Raw genomic sequence first — 20,395 nt, forward strand, 5'->3', positions numbered from 1 at the left:
AAGGAGTATTTAGCTCCTTGGTTATTTTTTTACCATTCCTTTTAAAACGAACGCAACGTTTGCTGGACGTTCAGCTAAGCGGCGCATGAAATAACCATACCAGTCATTTCCATATGGTACATAAACACGCATTTTGTAGCCTTCTTTAACAAGTTCAAGTTGACGTTCCGTACGAATACCATATAACATTTGGAATTCAAATTGATCACGTGAAATATTATATTCTTCGGCAAGTTTCTTCGTATATTCAATAATTGCCTCATCGTGTGAAGCAATAGCAGTATAATTTCCATTTAATAAGTGCATTTTAATAATTTTTTTATAATTTTCATCTACATCTTTTTTGTCCGGGAACGCCACTTCTTCTGGTTCTTTATAAGCCCCTTTTACAAGACGTAAATTAGGACTATATGCATTTAAATCTTCGATGTCTTTTTCTGTACGATATAGGTAAGCTTGAATAACAGTACCGATATTATCGTATTCAGATTTTAATTGCTTAAAGATCTCAATTGTTTTTCCACAGCGTGTATAGTCTTCCATATCAATCGTAACAAACACACCGTTTTCTTTTGCAGCCTCTAAAATGCGGCGCATATTATTCATTACGATTTCATCTGAGATGTCTAACCCCATAGAAGTCATTTTTAAAGAAAGCTGTGAATCAAGTTTTTCGCGTCCAATTGCACGGATTGCTTCAATCGATTGGCTTGCCATTTCATTTGCTTCTGCTTCATTATCAACGAACTCACCTAAATAATCGATTGTCACACAAAGCCCTTGTTGATTTAATTGTTTAATAGCTGCAGCAGCTAAATCAATTGTCTCCCCTGCGACAAAGCGCCCTGCACCAAAGCGTAAACCGTACTTCTTAGCCAGTTTTGTTAGCGCTTTATTTTTTGACAAGAAAAGAAACGAATTTCGCATTAATTGTTCCATGTAATTCACCCCTATGACTGTACTTTGTCTGTTTTTTGCCCCTCTTCAAAATTATATCATTCTTTAAAATTATTTGATACAAATAATTATTTAGATAATTTATAAAATACTATAAAAATATTCAAAAGCCCATATTCTCGCTTTTAAATATCCATAAAAATTTTTCGACATTTAAAATAAAACTAGAAAAACAGGTGAACAACTAGCCTAAAATAAAAATTCGACAATACTCGTCATACCTCTTACTTCTCTTTATAAGTTATACAAAGATATTAATACGACTAAAAATGAATACAAATATAAAATCCTGAGGTACTTAGTTCTCTCCCATAGAAAATCAAGTGTAAAAACATAGAATCCCGGTTTCATTGAAAGGTACTATCCCTGCATAGTATATAAAATTTTACCCGGATGGAAAACACGTATTGGAGTGTGAAAAATGCCAGAAAGAATGAATGTACAACAAATTCGAATTGAGCCTTGGAACAATGCTAATCTTACTTTACTTCGTCTTATGAATGTACCTGAGATGCTAGAATACTTAGGAGGGCCTGAGACTGAAGAACAACTACTTGCTCGTCACGAGCGGTACCTTAAGATTAGTGAGCTGGGAACTGGACGTATGTTTAGCATTGTCCTTCTTCCGCAACTCGAAATTATTGGTAGTGTAGGATATTGGGACAGCTACCGGAAAGAAGAGAACGTATACGAAATTGGCTGGAGCGTCCTACCACCATTTCAAGGGAGAGGAATAGCAACAAAAGCCGTCGAAAAAGCTATCGCTCATGCTAAAATGGAACAAAAGTACAGATTCATTCATGCTTTTCCCGCCATCAATAATCCTGCTTCAAACGCTATTTGCCAAAAGCTCGACTTCTTATTTATTAGTGAGTGTGACTTCGAATATCCGCCAGGGAGTGTCATGCGATGCAATAATTGGTGTTTAGAGATAACTACGAAACCATCAAACAATTCCTCTATATGAATTAAAAGCTTGAGGTCTATTGATCCCCAAGCTTTTTTTGTAAAAAATCACAAAATGGTTTCTCATTCTTATTTCTGATTACGATGTTCCTCATTTAACCTTTTAATATCAGAGATTAACTTTACCATCTCTTCTTTTGCCTCTGGATATGTCTCATTCCAATGCTTGACTAAAGCTGGCATTGTTTTAGCAATGTAAGAGTACAGTGCCCACTTTTGCACTTGTTCTTTTCTCTCTTCACTGCCTTCCCCTAGTAACAATTCTGTATACTTTTCAAGTAAGCCATCAAACTGCTCATTAAATTTGTCACTCATTTCCCTTTCCTCCTTCCCTAGGTACCACAATCAATAATAAAAAAGTGTACCATGGATACACTTATCTTACCTAATTTACCCATACAAAAAAGCAGCGAAAATCGCTGCTTTCTCCTATAATTTCGAACGAACAGAATTTAATTTTTTCTCCATTGTGCTTTCTTTATCTCGGCGATCATCAATACGAATTGTTGTCGCTACACGCTTTGCACCTTTTGTATATGGCACTTCATGCATTTGTTGAATTACTTCAAGTAATACAGGGAGATCTCCTTCAATTACTGTATTCATCGGTGTTAATTGGTACTTCACGCGATCCGCGTTTTTCTCTAACACTTTTTGTACTTCTGCTACATATTCACTTACGCTTGGATTACCTGTTCCAACTGGAATAATCGATACATCAACAATTGCCATGGTAGTTCCCTCCTATGTTTGTTTCATTTCTATTGTACAAAACTCTCCCCTACTTTACTAACCATAACTATACTTTTAATTTATTTTTCATAATATACTTATCCTCTGTAATCCTTTTCCACTGGTTGTGCATATATTGGTGTTATCCTTTTAAGAACCACCATAATCAACTTATCCTTTTGAAAGGAAGTGGACAATTGAAAAAGTTACTTCTCACTCTATTAGCCATTCCCCTCTTATTTGGAACAACAGCTTGTGACTTATGGCAGAAGGATCCAAAACCAGTAGAAAAGCCTGATCCAAAGCCGAAACCCGATCCAGCACCGACTCCGACTCCAACTCCAACTCCGACTCCTCCACCTAATCCAACTCCTCCACCTAATCCAACTCCTCCACCAGCTTCAGTAGATACGGCTCAAGTCATGCAAAAACTGGTAAATTCAATTAACTCAGTTGGAAATTCAAATGGCATTAACGTAAGCAGCATTAAACTCTTTACTGAAACAGCACAAATCGCAACATATAACGGAATCTTTAATACTAAATTTGGATTAGGCGTTTCCATTTATAAAGCAACTGGCGGTATCGCTGCTGTTGCTATCGCTGGATCCGGTACATCTAAAGAACAAATTGACGCCTTTTATTCCACAATAAAGACTGTCATTCGTTCTATTGACTCAGCTCTAAGTGAGCAAGACATGAACACTATTCTAGAACAACTCGGTTCGAAAGATTATTTTCAAACAAAGCAATTCTCAACTCGAGCAATTAACGGTACATTAACTGTTACTGAAAACAATGGCGCACTTATGTTCAAGGCGGTTCATAATTAAACATACAACAAAGAATAGAGTCTATGTATGATGACTCTATTTTTTCTTTTTCCTGATTAAAAAGTGAAGTACTTGTGTAAATGCTTATACTTCTTTATCATTTTAACTGAGAAGACCCCCTCCTCTAAACGAGGTGAAGGTGGGGGATGAATCGTTTTTTTCTTTTTTAAAGAAAACGTCTCTTTTTGCAGAACGTACGTTTGTTTCGGTGTATAATGATCTTATCAAATAAAACGAGGTGAGAACAGGTGAAGAAAGCGTATTTTTCGAAACGGATCTATAAGATAGATTTACCGCATGAAATGGTAGATGCACTAACAGAGACAATCGAAACATTTAATCAGGCGAAACGCTTTGCGTTTCAAACAATCGTCCGAGAAAAACGTTGGAACCGTAAGAGGCATACAGACAGTCTTCATCTGGTTCTCAAGCGGAACTATCAATTAAATGATTACTATGCAAACAGTGCGGTACAAGAAGCAAAGGCGTTGTTTACAGGTTTAATGGAGTTACAAAAAACATATGAGAAACAAACACAAGAGAAAATCAAGAAACTCAAGAAAAAGTTGAAACAAGAACGGACAAAACTGACAAACTTTCGTAAAATCAAACAAAGTTGTGTGAAAGGAAAGTTAGCGTTTCCGAAAAACACCCGCTTTGCGAAGCACAACAATATTATCTTTTTGTCTCGTAAAGAAGACACATTGATTTGGCTGAATGAATATCTGTTTGAGCACCAGTACTTAGATGTTCAAATCAAAAGAATCCAGGCGAAAATCGGCCTTTTAACCCACAGACAATTCCGTTTAACACAGAAACTTGCATCATATAAAACGCATATTCCAAGCGCAGTATTTGGAAGTAAAAAACTGTTTCGCTCTCAATTTACCATCGATGGGTTTGTACGTAACCATGACAAATGGAAAATATTATTTTCTCGTGCTCGAAATAAACAACTTATTCCATCTGGTCGTAAAGATGCCAAACATGGAAATTTTGTGTTTCATTATGTGCTTGCGAAGCAGGAATTATGGATGACGACAAGTACAGGGAAACCGATTATGTTTCCAGTTGTTACATTCCCATATGGACAAAAAATTATTGAGAAAATCATTACAACCCAATTACAGTGTAAGAATAAGAAAAAACATGGCAAACCGATTGCGTGGTCTGTGGAAGACTATGGGGCGTATTATGTTGTGAAATGCTTAGTCGATGTACCGGAAAATCCCCACATAAATTATAGTAAATCGGATGGTGTAATTGGTGTGGATTGCAATCTCGAGCATTTTGCTTGGGTAAATGTAACGAAGGATGGGAATTACAAAGGAAGTGGTTCCCTTCGCTTTTCTATCATGGTTAAATCTACCGGACAAATCACAAAGATAATCGAAGCGGAAGCCGTTCGCTTAGTGGACTTAGCCGGGCGGTATAACAAGCCGATCGTAATAGAGAAGTTAGATACGACTCAATCGAAAACAGGGGATCGATACGGAAATAAGCGGGTGAATCGAATGAAAAGTATGTTCGCTTACGAGAAGATGACAAGTGCGCTCCTCAGTCGCGCGGATAAAAGGGGCGTGGCTGTCTTTCAAGTCAATCCCGCTTACACTTCGATTGCAGGAAAGATGAAATATATGCGGAAATTCGGTATCTCTATTCATCAATCTGCGGCTTTTACGATCGGTCGCCGGGGGTTAGGATATAAAGAAAAAGTGCCCCAGGTACTGCATTCTTATATTCCAAAGAAAGACGCACATCACTGGAGTCATTGGCATCAACTAAATAATCGATTGGATATTCGCACGCATCATTTCTATCAGCTATACGATGTGGATTTGCTGAAAGAAGCATTACAAACCGAACGATTACACTTATTTGAAAATGAAAAGAAAAAACTAGCAAAACTATTTGCATCATAAAAAAGAACGCCTTGTCCCAGTCTCTTACGCTTATTACCAGAGCAGATAACAAGTCTAGGAACTGGATGCATGACAAGGTGTTCTACTCTCGATATAAGAAGAAGGTAGCTGTACCTGTTTTGTTTTCCTTTCCTTGGAAGATAGAATGGGTTGTCTTACATAAGGACACTACTGAACTTCTATATCGTTGTATCCTCTTTGTTGAACGAGGGGAACTGTTTTTGCTAGGGCAGAAACAGGAGAATCCTCCACCTCAAGCTCGTGTAGAGGTAGATGGGAGTAGTTCAATCTTAGTATAGAATCTAACTTGTTCGGAGGGCATTATGTTACAAAAATTCGGTTTCTCACAATACGAAAGCCAGGCATATGAAGTCGTAGTTTCAAGCGATGAACCACTAGATACAACAACGATTGTAAAACATTCGGGTGTTCCAAAAGCAAAAATATATGAAGTATTAGCGCGCCTCATCGATAAAGGAATGGTTATGGATTCCGTCTCAGAAAAGAAAAAGCTATATACCGCCCTACCACTGGATCTTGCCATTCAAAAATTAACGACAGAATTTCAATCGAATATTAAAGAACTTCAAACAAATATTTCAAAACGATCCTTTACAGATGACCGCGTTTGGAGCTTAAAAATGCAGTCTTCTATTCAAGTACAAAGTAAGCAGTTAGTAGAAGACGCGAAACAATCTATCCGTATTTCCGCTTGGAATGATACCTTTTTAGAATATCTTCCCTTACTTGAGAAACAAGCAAAGCAAGGCATTGATATTGAAGCACTTGTAGTTGGAGATGTGAAAACAGAACTGTCAAATGTTCATTTTCTCATTCCAACTGAAGAACCTAACGCATTAGAACGTTACTTACTTCTTATTGTTGATGATCGTGAAATTTTATTTGCTGGGGTAGAGCAAGAATCGTGGCAAGCGATGAAAACAATGTCTCCGCCATTCGTAAAATTCTTTACGGAGTTCTTCTATCATGATGTTGCACTTGCAAAAATTACACAGAAACATCACGATCTCTTTATGAATGATGAGGAAATACGCAGCATTTTAATAAAGTTACGATATTAAAAATAGCAAAGGAGCTCTCTTTGCTATTTTTCATTTTGCTTTTTTATTTCAGTTAATAACTCAATAATCTTCTCATTTTGCTGAACCTGTTTCTCAGAATTATGGTAGAGGAAGCGAATCCATCGTAGTACAAAAGCAATCAGAAAAACTGGTAACACCATCGCAAAAAAGCCAATCGCCGATTCCAAATCCATATACCATCACTCCTCTCCCTGTACCCTTCTATATCATAATGGTAAATCCTTCAATTCACTTCAAACAAAAAAGAATCTATCAAACGATAGATTCCTTCTTTGCCACATGAGTAGATTGCCCTCTCGTAATCGAGAAGACCGCGCAAAGCAGTGCTAAAATCACAAAGCCTCCGCCTACCCATGCATTATATATAACCGACGATTGTTCAATAACAGCTCCGCCTACCGTTGAACCAAGTGCAATTCCTAAATGAAGCGCTGAGTTGTTTAAGCTTTGCTGAATACCAGCTGATTCCGGTGCAATTTCAATTAAATAATTTTGCTGCGCTGGTGAAATTGCCCAGCTTAACATACTCCAAAGCCCCATCATGATAATAAATAGCGGAAATGAAAATGTCATCATCGGTAAGATAAAGATGGCACATGCAAAGATGATAATAATGGAGATAATACTTTTCTTCGAGCCCCACTTATCTGCAAGCCAACCACCAAATCCGCCGCCGATTACTGCTGCAATGCCGAAAATAAAGTAAAATACGCTAATCCAGTTTGCTTCCACATGCATCACATCTTTTAAAAAGGGTGTTAAATATGCGTACAGTGTTAAATGCCCTGTTAAAAATAAGAATGATGTTAACTGCGCACTAACGATCTTTTTATCTTTCAAAGTAGCAATTTGTTCTCTTATCGACAATACAGCTACTGGTGGAACTTTTGTTAAGAATAAAGAAATACTCGCAATTGCTATAACCGTTAATACTGAAATTAAAACAAATGGAGCACGCCATCCGTATGCATTCCCAAGGACAAGACCGAGTGGTACACCAAGTACAAGCGACCCGCTAATCCCCATAAAAATAATTCCGATTGCACGCGCACGAAAATGCGGTGCCACCACACTAGAAGCTAACGTTACTGACAATGCGATAATCAACGACCCACTTGCTGCACAAATGACCCTTGAGAACATGAGCATCCCGTAATTCAAACTAAATGCTGAAATGATATTACCAATTAAAAAAATAGATAATGCCCTGATATATAATGTTTTACGCTCAATTTTCCCTGTCATCGCTAATAAAATTGGCCCTGAAAGAGCAAATACAACAGAGAATATTGTAATTAATTGCCCAGCTACACTAATAGATACGCCTAAATCATTTGCTACTAAATCCAGCGTACCCCCAATAATTAATTCAACCGTCCCGACTACGAATGCCGCAATAGCTAAAATATATACACGAAAATTCAAGTTTTTCCCCACACTTTCTCTCGTTCACTTTTGGTTACTACAATCATAGTAACCAAAACGACATTTGCAATCAAGTGTAAATTCTCCTGCACACACCCGGAAATTTTTTACAAACAAAAGAGCAGACATATCATATGCCCGCTCTTTTCACTATCCCTATTCTTTAAGACTGCGTTTCTTTTTTCTTATTTAAATACCAATAAACCGGAAGACCTGTAAATACCATTCCAATCGATAAGAAACAGCTTTTCCAATCATTAATAATCGCACTTCCAATTACGAATAGTGATCCTAAAATCGCCACGATTGGTACGATCGGGAATAGTGGTACACTGTATGCACGTTCTTTCCCTTCATTACGTTTTCGTAAAATAAAGACGCCGATAAATGTCATCACATAGAAAATATAAATAATAAATACGGAAATCTCGGAAAGCTTATTTGGATCACTCATAATCATTAAAATAATCCCTAATATAATTTCAAAAGTAATCGCATTTGCTGGTGTTTTAAATTTTTCATGTGCCTTTGCAATAAACTTAGAAAATGGAAGTTGTCCACGTTCCGCCATTGACATTGGAATACGCGGGAATGTTAAAATCTTTCCGTTTAAGCATCCAAAAATAGAAATGATAATACCGATACTAATGATTTTCCCGCCATATTCTCCAAGCAACATACTTGCTGCTGTCGCTGTCGCATTTTCACCAAGATCCACGATTTTCGCAGCTGGTAATACTTTCAGTAGAGCTAAGTTAATTAATACGTAAGCAACTGTTACAATTAAAATCCCCACTGTCATTGCCTTTGGTAATAACTTTGTTGGATTCTTCATTTCACCGCCAATAGAAGCAAGTAAAATCCAGCCATCGTAAGCAAATAACGTTGCTAAAATTGCCATTCCAATACTTTGGTTTTCTGATAATGGTACAACTACATTAAAGATATCGCTATTCCCTTTCCAAAAACCTAACACAACAATTAATACAATTGGAATCATCTTTCCGAATGTCGTAATTGTTTGGACAATCCCCCCATACTTCGTTCCCATACTATTAACAACACCAAGGAACACAACTGTTCCAATTGCAATTGGTAAATTCCATACTTTATCTAAATAGAAAAAGTTAATCATTAAAGAGCTAAAATATAAACCTAATGTTCCAATAATAGCTGGGCCGTATACAATTGTTTGCATCCAGCCGGATAAATACCCCCAAAAGCTCCCATAAATCTCCTCTAAATACGTGTACAATCCACCATTTTTCGGAATTTGCGCTCCAATTTCAGCTACAGTTAAACCGCTAGCTAGCGTTAACAAGCCACCTACTACCCAAGCGAGAATTGCCATATTCGAACTCCCCGAGTAATCTAATACGCTTCCTGGCTTCATAAATACACCAGACCCAATAATAGTCCCCACAACGATAGATAGTGCTACAGTTAAACCAATTTTGTTTTTCTCATCATGATGCATGCTGCGTATCCTCCTTCCAATTCTAGTGTGATGCAAAAATAAAATAAAAAAACACTCCTCCCTAAAAAAGGGACGAGTGTTGTATTCGTGGTTCCACCCTTGTTTCATCAGTAAAATAACATACTTCACCAATTCCTCAAGTCTAGATAACGGTGTTTGCCGGCAAGCAATTACTAATTGTTCGTTCACTGCTGCAGTTCAGAGGTGGTAATCTATTTTTCCGTATTAGGAAGCTCACAGCCAAAGACTTCCCTCTCTGAGAATCGTAAAAAATCGATCGTGTCCTCATCATCACTTCTTGATGTCGAATTTTGTAGTTAATGTTCATTATATTGAATTTTTCAAAAAAATCAAGAGTGTTTATATATATATCATATGAAAAATTTTTTTCTTAAAATTTTCTACAAGCTTCATAAACGCTCATTTCATAATTATTTTAACACTTTTTTAATCCTAATATAATAATCCCCATCTATCTTCCTCGTATGGTGCCCTACTGCCCAATACCGAATAAATTCTTTCTGGTATAGAAATCATTTGCATAATGAAAAAGGCCAAACTTCTCCAGTGGGAGAAGTTTAGCCTCAAATAAATCCTATACACAGTCTCTTTCATTTCACCATCCGAAAGACCGTTCTATTAAAAGTCTTCGTATCTTCTGTATTTTAATCAATTATTCGCTTGCTCCCATTAATCCTTGATTGGAAATTTAACGTTAAGCTCCGCTAATTGCTCTTTTGCCTTTTTCATGATAGCTTTCGCTTTTTCCTTTGTCGCATCATCAAGGTTTGCAAACATTTCTTCTCGTTTCCCTTTTTCAGGAAGCTTCACACCTAGTTCTGCCAATTTCTCTTTTGCTTGTTCATGAGTTAATGTTCCTGCTTTTTTCTGCTCTATAATCGCTTTCGCTTTTTCTTTCGTCGCCTCATCAAGGTTAGCGAACATTTCTCCTCGTTTCCCTTTTTCAGGAAGTTTCACACCTAGTTCTGCTAATTGCTCTTTTGCTTGTTCATGAGTTAATGTTCCTGCTTTTTCTTTCTTCATGATCGCTTTCGCTTTTTCTTTCGCCTGATCATCCAGGTTAGCAAACATCTCTTCTCGTTTCCCTTTTTCAGGAAGCTTCACACCTAGCTCAGCCAATTTCTCTTTTACTTGTTCATGTGTTAATGTACCAGACTTTTTCTGCTCCATGATTGCTTTTACCTTTTCTTTTGCCTGATCATCCAGGTTAGCAAACATTTCTCCTCGTTTCCCTTTTTCAGGAAGTTTCACACCTAGTTCTGCTAATTGCTTTTTCGCTTCCTGCATGATCGTTTGCACTTTTTGTTTCGTTGCTTCATCCAAGTTTTGATACGAAGTCCCTTTCTTAGTTTGTTCTGTGGCTTGTGTAGAATTGTCTGTGCTAGCTGCAGCAAAAGCAGGGATACCTGCCCCTCCCATAATTCCTAGTGATAAAGCTCCTGCAGCTACTACATACCCAATTGTTTTCTTCTTCATATGAAAATTCCTCCTTCATTTCATATCAAATAACTTTCTAAAACTTGTACACCTTCGTATACAATTCACATAGTAAATTGGTTTTCTTAATTTTTCCTTAACCATTAGATAAACTTCAACAAATCAATAAAAGCCGCTCAATTGAGCGGCTTTCTTCTATGCATTTTGTAATTGTCCTTCTTCACGATCCATTACTTTTCTAAGCACAATGGTTTGTAGCATTGTAAATATGTTACCTGTAATCCAGTACAATACAAGTCCTGATGGCGCCGCAAATCCCATAAATAAAATCATTGCTGGCATCATGAACTGTTGCACTTTCAGCATTTGAACTTGCTCTCCAGGTGTCACATTTGACTGCATAACCTTCATTTGAATAAATGTTGCTAGCGCTGCAAGAATCGGTAAAATATGATACGGATCTGCATGTCCTAAGTTTACCCATAAAAATGAAGATGTACGAATCTCTTCAGTCCTGCTAATCGCATAATACAATGCTGAAAAAATCGGCATTTGTATTAGAAGTGGCAAGCAACCAGCCAAAGGATTCCACCCGCCTGTTTTCATTAGTTCTGACATTTCTTTTTGATATTGTTTTTGTTTTTCAATATCTTTGCTTACATCACCATGTTTTTCTTTCAACTTTTGCATCTGTGGCTGCATTTTTTTCATTTTCATTTGACTACGATATTGCGAAACAGCTAATGGGATCATTGCTGAGCGAACCAAAAGCGTAATAATAATAATCGCAATCCCAAAGCTTCCACCAGGTACATGATGAGCAACAAATTGAAGCATAAGCGAGATTGGATAAACAAAATAGTGATCCCAAACCCCCGTACTATGTGCATCAATTGGTGCCGTACTGCTACAACCAGATAAAACAAAAACAAGTAATAATGATAAACTAACGAGCACAGCTCGGTATGATTTTAACATACTTATTCCTCCAATGTTTCGTAATTAGTTAGCGAAACATTGGTGTATACGGACCGACCTCGTCACTCTCTCCGCTCGATTCTTGTCTGCGAACCGAACGAACCATTCCATATTTATAGAAGATAGAGAAAAGCGGGATATTCCCTATACGCTCTTCACACGTATCAACTATCGCGAAAGCTTTTTGTCTACCGCTTGATGTTTGTTGGCGTACAAAGCGAGAAACATTAGCGAGAAAAAAGACTTCTAATAAACAAAGCGCTGTCGTTACAAAAGTTATATATAGAATTGCATCTTGCAATAAAAATTCCATTGCTTCACATCCTTAATGAGCTCATTGTAGCACATTCAACAAACATTCTCTATTTCCTTTTATTTTCAAAAAATGAATTTTGCATATTCTCTCACAAAAACAATATAGAAAATCATTGTATTCGCTTTCTTTAGTATATTCACACATATAACTGAATAGGCTTGATTTGTTAGAAATTTATAAAATTTTCGTATTATAATAAAACTATTGCCAGTTTTTGAAAAAAGCATTATTCTCTTCTTGTAATCAAAAATGAATATGGAGATGAAACATACTATGGGTCAATTAGGAGACGCCGATTACGTTCCCGACACCGCCTTTTTATCCTTCCCAGCAGCTAGAACATTTCATTTAGAATTTGTAATACAGTTGATTGTTATTTTTATAGCTTCCATTTTGTATGCTATTTCAATGAATATGTTTTTTATCCCGCATAATATGATTAGCGGTGGTTTCGCTGGAGTTGGGATGATTATCGGTTATTTAATGCATTATAATATCGGTGCACTTATCTTTTTACTAAATATCCCTCTTCTCATTTTAAGTCACTTTTACTTAGGAAAGAAGACAACCTTTTTAACAGCGTATTTCGTGGCTGTATCATCACTTGCCATGAACATTATCCCAGTACATCAAGTATCAGATGATATTTTACTTTCTTCTGTATTTGGTGGGGTCATCTGTGGTGCAGCCTCAGGGATTATATTCCGATTTGCTTCTTCAACAGGTGGTTTTGATGTTGTTGGATTGATTGTAGCGAAATATAAAGACATTTCGATTGGTGCTATTATTTTTGGCTTCAACTTAATCTTACTTGTTGTCGCTGGCTTTATTTTCGGATGGGATATTACACTGTACACATTAATTAGTCGTTTTGTTGTCAGCAAAGTAATTGATGCTGTACATACAAAACACATTAAATTAACGATAATGACAATTACAGAAAAAGGCGAGGAAATTAAAAGCGCACTACTGCATCACGGCATACGTGGTGTAACGATGGTAGACGCTGTCGGCGGCTATACCAACCATAAGAAAAAAATGATTTACACTGTCGTAACCCGTTACGAATTAGGAGAAATAAAGCGTATCATTCGTCATGTAGACAATCATGCGTTTATGAATATTACAGAAACCGTTGAAATCGTTGGACGTTTCAAACGTATATAAGAAGGCGCAAGGAATTCGAATTCCTTGCGCTTTTATTTTTACACTCATTGTAAAATCAGATAATTCTATTATTATTATTAAACTAAATATGTTATAATACAATAAGACTCACAAAAAAGAATGTATAGACTTGGGAGTTTCTCTTACTTGTATAAGCAAAAAGAAACGAGAAGTCGGGTATATCTCAAGTGCAAGTTTACGTAATAACGAATCATTTTCGCATCATACAAGAAACGGTTCAAAGTGACCAATTATCTTAATTATTCTTCATTACTCTAAAAAAGATACGTACAACTAAAATTTACTTCTATTACTATACCTACCTTTTTGACTTCCAAATCATCTTATTACATAAGGAGATGAACATATGAATCAACATATACGGTACATGGTAGCTGTCCTGTTTGCTCTTATCGGCGGCATGATTTTCTTCTGGACAAACATTCAGCTTGGAGAACATATCATTTTTAATGGCATCGAATCACTTGTAAGCGCTTCAATATTAGGCGGATACATTTTCTTCCTCTTTAATCCAGAAGAAAATGCTCAAAAAACAATGTTATTAACAATGATCGGAATCGTTGGAGGATGTATTTCCTTCTCAATGACGAATTACACATTACCATTACAATTAAGCTCAGCTTTCTTCCACGGTCTTTGGACTTGGTTTATCGCATTTTGCTTAGCAGATGTGTTTAACCTATTACAAGACCCTGAAGAAGAAAATGGTCGAGGGATCGAGAGCAACTCTTAATACAAAAGAGGCTGGAAGATGAATCTTCCAGCCTCTTTTTGCAATATATCGACCGTTCCACAAAATACGACACGCCTTGATCCTCACCATTCACTATATCAAGCTATATAAAATTATATATAGAAAAGAGGATATCTTACTCAGCGTAAGATATCCTCTAGATTACGAGTTTCTTTTGCAAAAGCTGGAACCATTCTCGTTCTAATTGTAAATAACCGACTCCACTCTTTTCAGCATTCTTTAACTCACTTTCTGCCTTCTTCATATATGCATGAAAGGATTCCGCATCCTTCTCTAAATATTTTAAGATTGCATGTGTACGGTAATACCCATGCGGGTCCAATTTTGTTATAGCCTTCGCGTGCTGCTTCATATCTTGTAAAGAAACATCGTCCATATCATATATCACTTTATATAACAAATACCAGCTATGAAAACCACCAACAAAATATTTATTTTCTTTTGTAACAGGTATTTGTAAAACCTGTTCTAGGCAAATGATCCCTGTTTCCATTCCTTCTCTATCACATCGCGAATAAAACGTGAGCATAAGATCACTCAGTACTTCCCTTACCTCTTCATCGCCCTTTATTTTTTCTTCACTTATTTCTACTAACTTTTCGTCCCAATCTTTTGGCCGCTTGAAGCTCCACAACTCGCTAGATACTTGAATACTATGTAAATGCTGCTGCGCCGTTTCATCACCTTTAATTAAGATTAAAAATTGTTTGCCATCACTAAGCATAATTCCCTTCATTGGAATCACTGTAGCTAAAAAGATTGCTAAATGTAATACAGAAAAATATAAAAGAAATTGGTAGTAGCTCACCATGTATACATAACCAGCTAACAAACCGCACACCAAACTTGTTATCGGTCCACCTAGCGTCATCCATGCCCATTTCTTTGAAAGATTTGGTGTATGTATAGACGGAGGTAACAACATAGCTACGCCTCCAAAATACAACCACAATTTATTTTCTCTTATCCGTATTTTCTCTCCCTCTTTTTGGATAGTAATAGGGCCTGCTACCATAAATTTAAACTTCAAACCATTTAGCAAACCAAAAATAACATGCCCAAGTTCATGAATTGCAAGAACAAGTACTCCAATAAGCAGTACTCCCCATATTTCCATAAACCCTTGCATTTTTTCTGGTCTGATCCATCCATATATAACTGAACAAACAAAAGCAATAACTATAGAAAAAACTGGCCTTTTCAAAATATCCACCTTGTTTCTCCCCTCAGTAATCTTTAACATTAATAAATCATTTCCTTATGCATTTCATACATGTATTTCCCAATATGCAATACCCATACAAATGAAATCATACCAATAAAGAAGAAACCTTCTCCCGTCCAAAGCGTATAAATAATCGCAGCCAACCATACGCATACAAGAACAATATTTGTAGATTGATAAGCTCGATACCCTGCTTCATGAACGATGTGAGTTTGTCCTTCATCTGCATTTTTTGCCCACATCTCAAGTGATTGTGAATATGTTACGCTCTGTTCTGGATACAGTGCGTTGTATCGATTTTTCATAATAACGCCTAATAAGATAACGACAATGATCCCTACTGAAGATGCAATTACATTTCCAACTTCAAATAATGACATTGTATTTGTTATATAAGAGCGATAGCAAGATATGTATGCATAAACTCCCCAAGACGGTATAATGATTTCACTTGCACGTAAATAAATTAATTGTGCTCCTAACCGTCTACCTTGAATGCTTTCCTCTTCATCACGTAATTTATTTAAGAAACGTGTCGTTTTCCAAATTCGATACATAATCCCTACGGCAAATAAAATAAGCGCAATGATTACTAAATAACTAGGCGCAGGTACTATTCTTCGTCCTGGTACAAAAGCATCCGCTAATATAAAACCAACACCAAAACCACCCATCATAGCCATTAAAATCTTCAAAATCGTAAACAAATTCCCTTTCTTTTTACTTCTCATCGTCCTTTTCCCCCTCTACTAATGTAAATATCTCCTCCACCGGTACTCCAAAAACATGCGCAATCTTCAGCGACAAAACAATTGAAGGCGCATAATCTCCGCGCTCAATTAAGCTAATCGTCTGCCGCGATGAATCAATTACTTTCCCTAAATCACCCTGTGACATTCGATGCTTTGCTCGAAATTCTCTCACTCGATTTTGAAGCTTCATATTCGACCTCTTTTTCGTTTATTTAATTAAAATTGTAAATAATATCCTCATAGTTGTCAATTATCATTGTCATTTTGACATTAATGTATGTCAAAATGACTCTATAAAACAAACTTTCACATGAAACTTAAAAGGAAAATAAAAAAGGCAGTGCCTATCAGCACTACCTCTTCCAATTTCCGACATAGAATGGATTCCATATTAATTTGCACTTTGTACAAATACGCGTTTTAATTGTTTGCGGAAACGAACTCCTAACGTAATTGCTACAATAACAATCACTCCAAAGATAATTTTCCCAATGTGTTGTCCAAGTACTCCAAATATATCATGTAAGTTTCCACCTAACCAATAGCCACCGATTAAGAAGAAAGATACCCAGAATAGAGCACCAGAGTAAATCGTTATAGCAAAGCGACGGAATGGTAAATTAATAATGCCTGCAAAGTATCCAGTAAAATGGCGTACACCTGGAATAAAGAATCCGATAAAAATAAGGAAGTATCCATATTTATCAAACCACATTCTCGTTAAATCAATTTTTCTTTGCGTTAAAAACACATACTTCCCATACTTCTGTACGAACGGCATACCAAGTTTATTACCTAAAAAGTACTGAATTGTCATCCCAACACTCGTTCCAATACATGATAAGATAATTAAAAGTGGTAATTGTAAATCCCCTTGATGCGCCAAAAAACCCGCGTATGCTAGTGTTGGCTCTCCCGGAAACGGAAGCGCGATATACTCTAACAGCAACCCTACAAGTACTACATAGTAACCGTATTGCTGAAATAATTCATGAATCCATTCCATGTCGATCTCTCCTTTTCTCTCTTATCTACAGCATCTATCACGTTCAAACTGTTACTATTATTGTATAAAAAAATTGTCGAAATAACTATCACAATAGCTTACATTTAGATTACATTTTTGTAAGGGAAATACTAAAATACCCCATATTCATGCAAATTCTCCTAATATCTATTATATATTTTCAAATTTTTTCATTTCTCCTTTATTATATACGAAAAAATTGCGTTTTTCTCTCATTTTCGCATAGTTAACTTTTAGAAATTCACTTATCCTTATTTTAGAAGATACGCGCAACTCTTCTCACATGTGATTTCTAAAAAAACACACAAAACTTGCGAAAAGAATTACATCTACTTTATATTGAAAATGTAAAAGAGATTGCTATAAACTAGAGTCATAGTCATTATCAAATGTTTTATATCCAAACTCACACACGATTGTGAGTGGCGGAATTTTGTAGAGTTTTCACTCTGTTTCGTTCGCCCGCTGTCCTGAATTGGACAGCGGGCGTTTTTTATTTGTCGAAGGAGGATTTTTTATGGAGAAATTTAAGTTTTCATTATTAGTTTTATTTGGCGCCTGCAGCTACGGCGTACTTTCTACAATTTTCAAACTTGGCTTTATGAACGGGTTTTCTGCACATGAGTTACTAGGTGGACAATATGTATTTGGTTGGGTGGGACTTTTATTGCTCGTTCTTTTCTTCTCGCGTCATAAAGTCTCGAAAAAACAAGCATTGACCTTATTAGCTGTCGGAACAACAATGAGCATGACCGGGATTTTCTACGCGATTTCTGTAGAAGAATTACCTGCTTCCATCGCTGTTGTTCTACTCTTTCAATTTACCTGGATTGGAGTAGTCATTGAAGCAGTCGCTAACAAGACATTACCAAGCCGCGAAAAGGTAATATCTATTATTATTTTATTTGCCGGAACATTATTTGCAGGCGGTGTGTTTGAAGGGCTTGGTCAAAACTTCTCTACAAAGGGTATTATCTTTGGACTATTAGCCGCTGTCTCTTTTTCCTTTTATGTCTTTGCAAGTGGCCGCGTTGCTACAAATGTACCACCCTATACAAAAAGCTTCCTTATGACAACAAGTGCTACACTTATTGTGTGTTTATTCTTTCCACCAACCTTTTTAATGGATGGTGCCTTGCAAGCTGGATTATGGAAGTACGCTTTCTTCCTTGGATTCTTCGGTGTTGTTGTACCGGTAATTTGCTTCTCCATCGGTGTACCAAAGGTCGGTATAGGATTGGGAACCATTTTAGGTGCTGCAGAACTACCAACAGCAATCATTGCTTCTATCACTCTTGTTCATGAAGTCGTATCACCGATGCAATGGCTCGGCATTGTTTGCATATTGCTTGGTATTTTCACACCACAAATTTTGACTGCACGGAAGGAGAAGAAAAAGAGCATAGAGCATAGCGCCTAAAAAAAGAGCACATCATGTGCTCTTTTTACTTCCATGCTCCATATAACCTTTCTACCTCTTTTTCAATTTGTTTTATATCAATTCTTTCAAATAAAGGCTGTACATGACTTATCCGCTCTGGCAATATATTTTCACATTTCCAGCCCGTATTCGTAATAGCTAGCATATTCCGCACTCTTTCACTTGAAAACGGTAAAAACGGCTCCAGTAACTGCGCAAAATTCACAATAAAATATACACAGGTGTAAATCGTCTCTTCGCAAGCAACAGGCTCTTCCTCCCTTTGCTTCCAAGGCGCCTGCTCATCAAAATATTTATTCGCAAAGCGTACCGTTTCAAAGATTGTTTCTACTGCTACTTTAAAATGAGCCTGCTCAATTGCATTTCCTACACTGCGATATAATTCCTCTATTCTTTCTTTTAGCTCTAGATTTATATGCCCTTTTGGTACCGCACCGTCATAATATTTCTCAATAAACTTTAATGTACGATTTACAAAGTTCCCATATGCGCCTAGTAACTCACTGTTATGGCTATAAATAAATTCGCGCCAAGAAAAATCGGTATCGCGATTTTCTGGTGCATTAATCGTTAAGAAATAACGAATCGAATCTGGATCATACCGCTCTAATATATCCGGTACCCATACTGCCCAGTTTTTGCTTGTCGATAACTTTCGTTTCTCAACAGTTAAATATTCATTGGAAACGATATGACGCGGAATTGCCTTTTCTCCTATCCCAAGTAATACAGCTGGCCAAATAATAGAATGGAACGGAATATTATCCTTCCCATGAACATAGTATGTCCTCGCGCTGCTACTCCAGAACTCCCCATCATCTTGCCTTGTTTCTTCAGCCCATCGTTTACTCGCTGAATAATAACCAGCAACAGCTTCAATCCACACATAAATTTTCTTATCCTCATATCCCTTAACTGGAATTGGCACTCCAATTGGTAAATCACGTGATACAGCCCGGTCCTGTAATCCTTCTTCTAAGTAACGCTCTATTAATTGGATTGCATTATCACGCCATGCTCCTTCTCGTTTTGCAACTGCTACGGCATCTTTAATCTGCGGCTGAAATTTATGCAAGGCAAAATAGAAATGCTCCGTTTCCTTAACTGCTGGCGTATTTCCACACAGCTTACATTTCTTTTCTAATAAATCGAGTGGATCTAAAATAGCTGAGCATGCATCACATTGATCCCCACGTGCTGGTTCATGGCAATGTGGACACCCCCCCTCCACATAGCGATCCGGTAAAAATTGTGTACACGTTTCGCAATATGCTTGCTCAACTGTCTTTTTATAAATAAATCCTTCTTCTAACAAACGTAAGAAAATCTTCTGTACCGTTTCATGATGATGCTGTGCATCTGTACGTGTATAACAATCATACGTAAAACCAAGCTCCTTAAAACATCGCTCAAATTCCTCATGATAATAGTCTGCAATTTCTTTTGCAGTAACCCCTTCTTGTTTTGCCCGAATAGCAATCGGAGTTCCATTACAATCGCTTCCTGATACGTAAAGAACATTTTCACCTTTCGTTCTATAATAGCGAGCTAAAATATCCCCAGGTAATAAACCCGCAACATGCCCAAGATGTAAAGAGCCATTCGCATACGGCCAAGCTCCACCAATAAAAGTACTCATCATCTATTCCTCCTTTTAAATATAAAAAGCCCCACCCCTATCTTCTAAAAAGATAAGGGCGGGGCTGTATAAACAGTCGCGGTACCACCTTATTTCGTCAGCTATTCACACAACTGACCTCGTCAAGTACGGAGCAATATTACGCTCTTATACTGTGGTTTTGATAACGAGAACCAACTCTCGTCGCCGCCTACTATTATCA

The 20,395-nt window shown here is 37.0% G+C and carries 21 protein-coding genes and 2 other annotated features (1 of these 23 only partly in view); of the genes, 7 read left to right on the top strand and 14 right to left on the bottom strand.

The genetic code is table 11. The annotated features are described in order from the left end of the window. Positions 1–21: 21 nt before the first annotated feature. Positions 22–939: a proline dehydrogenase family protein gene (locus JDS96_RS05180; RefSeq protein WP_003201679.1), complete on the bottom strand. Its 918-nt coding sequence runs from the start codon at positions 937–939 to the stop codon at positions 22–24. Positions 940–1,378: 439 nt separating this feature from the next. Here JDS96_RS05180 and JDS96_RS05185 point away from each other — a divergent pair, with 439 nt between their 5' ends. Then, positions 1,379–1,924 (top strand): GNAT family N-acetyltransferase, encoded by a 546-nt coding sequence (locus JDS96_RS05185; protein ID WP_199666291.1) that lies wholly within the window; start codon positions 1,379–1,381, stop codon positions 1,922–1,924. 68 nt (positions 1,925–1,992) lie between these two features. Here JDS96_RS05185 and JDS96_RS05190 read toward each other — a convergent pair whose 3' ends face one another. Further along, positions 1,993–2,238, bottom strand: coding sequence for a YusU family protein (locus JDS96_RS05190; protein WP_006096491.1), 246 nt, complete (start codon positions 2,236–2,238; stop codon positions 1,993–1,995). A gap of 114 nt (positions 2,239–2,352) precedes the next feature. Then, positions 2,353–2,655 (bottom strand): MTH1187 family thiamine-binding protein, encoded by a 303-nt coding sequence (locus JDS96_RS05195; RefSeq protein WP_001018864.1) that lies wholly within the window; start codon positions 2,653–2,655, stop codon positions 2,353–2,355. A gap of 197 nt (positions 2,656–2,852) precedes the next feature. Between JDS96_RS05195 and JDS96_RS05200 the strand changes: the two genes are divergently transcribed. From JDS96_RS05200 to JDS96_RS05210, 3 genes are all read left to right on the top strand, one after another. Then, positions 2,853–3,488, top strand: a complete 636-nt coding sequence (locus tag JDS96_RS05200) for an adhesin (protein ID WP_199666292.1) — start codon at positions 2,853–2,855, stop codon at positions 3,486–3,488. Positions 3,489–3,736: 248 nt separating this feature from the next. Beyond that, positions 3,737–5,410, top strand: a complete 1,674-nt coding sequence (locus tag JDS96_RS05205) for an IS200/IS605 family accessory protein TnpB-related protein (protein ID WP_199666293.1) — start codon at positions 3,737–3,739, stop codon at positions 5,408–5,410. A gap of 323 nt (positions 5,411–5,733) precedes the next feature. Then, the gene (locus tag JDS96_RS05210) at positions 5,734–6,492 is read left to right on the top strand and encodes a TrmB family transcriptional regulator (protein WP_199666294.1); all 759 of its coding nucleotides are present in this window, start codon (positions 5,734–5,736) and stop codon (positions 6,490–6,492) included. 23 nt (positions 6,493–6,515) lie between these two features. On the opposite strand, the gene JDS96_RS05215 is transcribed toward JDS96_RS05210, so the two are convergent. The 6 genes from JDS96_RS05215 to JDS96_RS05240 form a co-directional block, all read right to left on the bottom strand. Continuing rightward, positions 6,516–6,686, bottom strand: a complete 171-nt coding sequence (locus JDS96_RS05215) for a hypothetical protein (protein ID WP_003209008.1) — start codon at positions 6,684–6,686, stop codon at positions 6,516–6,518. Between the two features lie 79 nt (positions 6,687–6,765). Next, complete coding sequence (locus JDS96_RS05220) at positions 6,766–7,938, bottom strand: MFS transporter (protein ID WP_029427618.1); 1,173 nt, start codon at positions 7,936–7,938, stop codon at positions 6,766–6,768. Positions 7,939–8,101: 163 nt separating this feature from the next. Beyond that, positions 8,102–9,415 carry an APC family permease gene (locus JDS96_RS05225; RefSeq protein ID WP_003209004.1) on the bottom strand — a complete coding sequence of 438 codons (1,314 nt, stop codon included), beginning with the start codon at positions 9,413–9,415 and terminating at the stop codon, positions 8,102–8,104. A 65-nt stretch (positions 9,416–9,480) separates the two neighbouring features. After that, positions 9,481–9,716 (bottom strand) — a binding site (T-box leader). Between the two features lie 389 nt (positions 9,717–10,105). Beyond that, positions 10,106–10,912, bottom strand: coding sequence for a hypothetical protein (locus tag JDS96_RS05230; protein WP_018782758.1), 807 nt, complete (start codon positions 10,910–10,912; stop codon positions 10,106–10,108). Between the two features lie 156 nt (positions 10,913–11,068). After that, the gene (locus JDS96_RS05235; protein WP_003209000.1) at positions 11,069–11,851 is read right to left on the bottom strand and encodes a membrane protein insertase YidC; all 783 of its coding nucleotides are present in this window, start codon (positions 11,849–11,851) and stop codon (positions 11,069–11,071) included. Positions 11,852–11,879: 28 nt separating this feature from the next. Next, positions 11,880–12,164 (bottom strand): hypothetical protein, encoded by a 285-nt coding sequence (locus JDS96_RS05240; RefSeq protein ID WP_003201798.1) that lies wholly within the window; start codon positions 12,162–12,164, stop codon positions 11,880–11,882. Positions 12,165–12,440: 276 nt separating this feature from the next. On the opposite strand from JDS96_RS05240, the gene JDS96_RS05245 reads away from it, so the two are divergent. Then, entirely contained in the window at positions 12,441–13,334 is an 894-nt protein-coding gene (locus tag JDS96_RS05245) for a YitT family protein (protein WP_018765048.1), read from the top strand. Between the two features lie 367 nt (positions 13,335–13,701). Continuing rightward, positions 13,702–14,088: a DUF3938 domain-containing protein gene (locus JDS96_RS05250; RefSeq protein WP_199666295.1), complete on the top strand. Its 387-nt coding sequence runs from the start codon at positions 13,702–13,704 to the stop codon at positions 14,086–14,088. A 157-nt stretch (positions 14,089–14,245) separates the two neighbouring features. On the opposite strand, the gene JDS96_RS05255 is transcribed toward JDS96_RS05250, so the two are convergent. The 4 genes from JDS96_RS05255 to JDS96_RS05270 all read right to left on the bottom strand — a co-directional run bounded on the left by JDS96_RS05255 (position 14,246) and on the right by JDS96_RS05270 (position 17,092). Further along, entirely contained in the window at positions 14,246–15,352 is a 1,107-nt protein-coding gene (locus JDS96_RS05255; protein ID WP_199666296.1) for a M50 family metallopeptidase, read from the bottom strand. Further along, the gene (locus JDS96_RS05260; protein WP_199666297.1) at positions 15,352–16,065 is read right to left on the bottom strand and encodes a DUF3169 family protein; all 714 of its coding nucleotides are present in this window, start codon (positions 16,063–16,065) and stop codon (positions 15,352–15,354) included. The genes JDS96_RS05255 and JDS96_RS05260 overlap by 1 nt, the downstream gene beginning before the upstream one ends. Further along, complete coding sequence (locus JDS96_RS05265; protein ID WP_003201788.1) at positions 16,055–16,276, bottom strand: helix-turn-helix transcriptional regulator; 222 nt, start codon at positions 16,274–16,276, stop codon at positions 16,055–16,057. Before JDS96_RS05265 ends, JDS96_RS05260 begins: the two co-directional genes overlap by 11 nt. Positions 16,277–16,477: 201 nt before the next feature. Beyond that, positions 16,478–17,092, bottom strand: coding sequence for a DedA family protein (locus JDS96_RS05270; protein ID WP_003201786.1), 615 nt, complete (start codon positions 17,090–17,092; stop codon positions 16,478–16,480). Positions 17,093–17,630: 538 nt separating this feature from the next. Here JDS96_RS05270 and JDS96_RS05275 point away from each other — a divergent pair. Beyond that, on the top strand, positions 17,631–18,533 hold the full coding sequence (locus JDS96_RS05275; protein WP_006096476.1) for an EamA family transporter: 903 nt from the start codon (positions 17,631–17,633) through the stop codon (positions 18,531–18,533). Positions 18,534–18,558: 25 nt separating this feature from the next. On the opposite strand, the gene metG is transcribed toward JDS96_RS05275, so the two are convergent. Continuing rightward, a complete protein-coding gene (gene metG / locus JDS96_RS05280) occupies positions 18,559–20,193 on the bottom strand; it encodes a methionine--tRNA ligase (RefSeq protein WP_199666298.1) in 1,635 nt (544 codons plus the stop codon). A gap of 51 nt (positions 20,194–20,244) precedes the next feature. Continuing rightward, positions 20,245–20,395: a binding site (T-box leader), on the bottom strand (it continues 123 nt past the right edge of the window).

It is taken from the genome of Bacillus cereus group sp. N21 (assembly GCF_016483395.1).
Taxonomy (GTDB): domain Bacteria; phylum Bacillota; class Bacilli; order Bacillales; family Bacillaceae_G; genus Bacillus_A; species Bacillus_A pseudomycoides.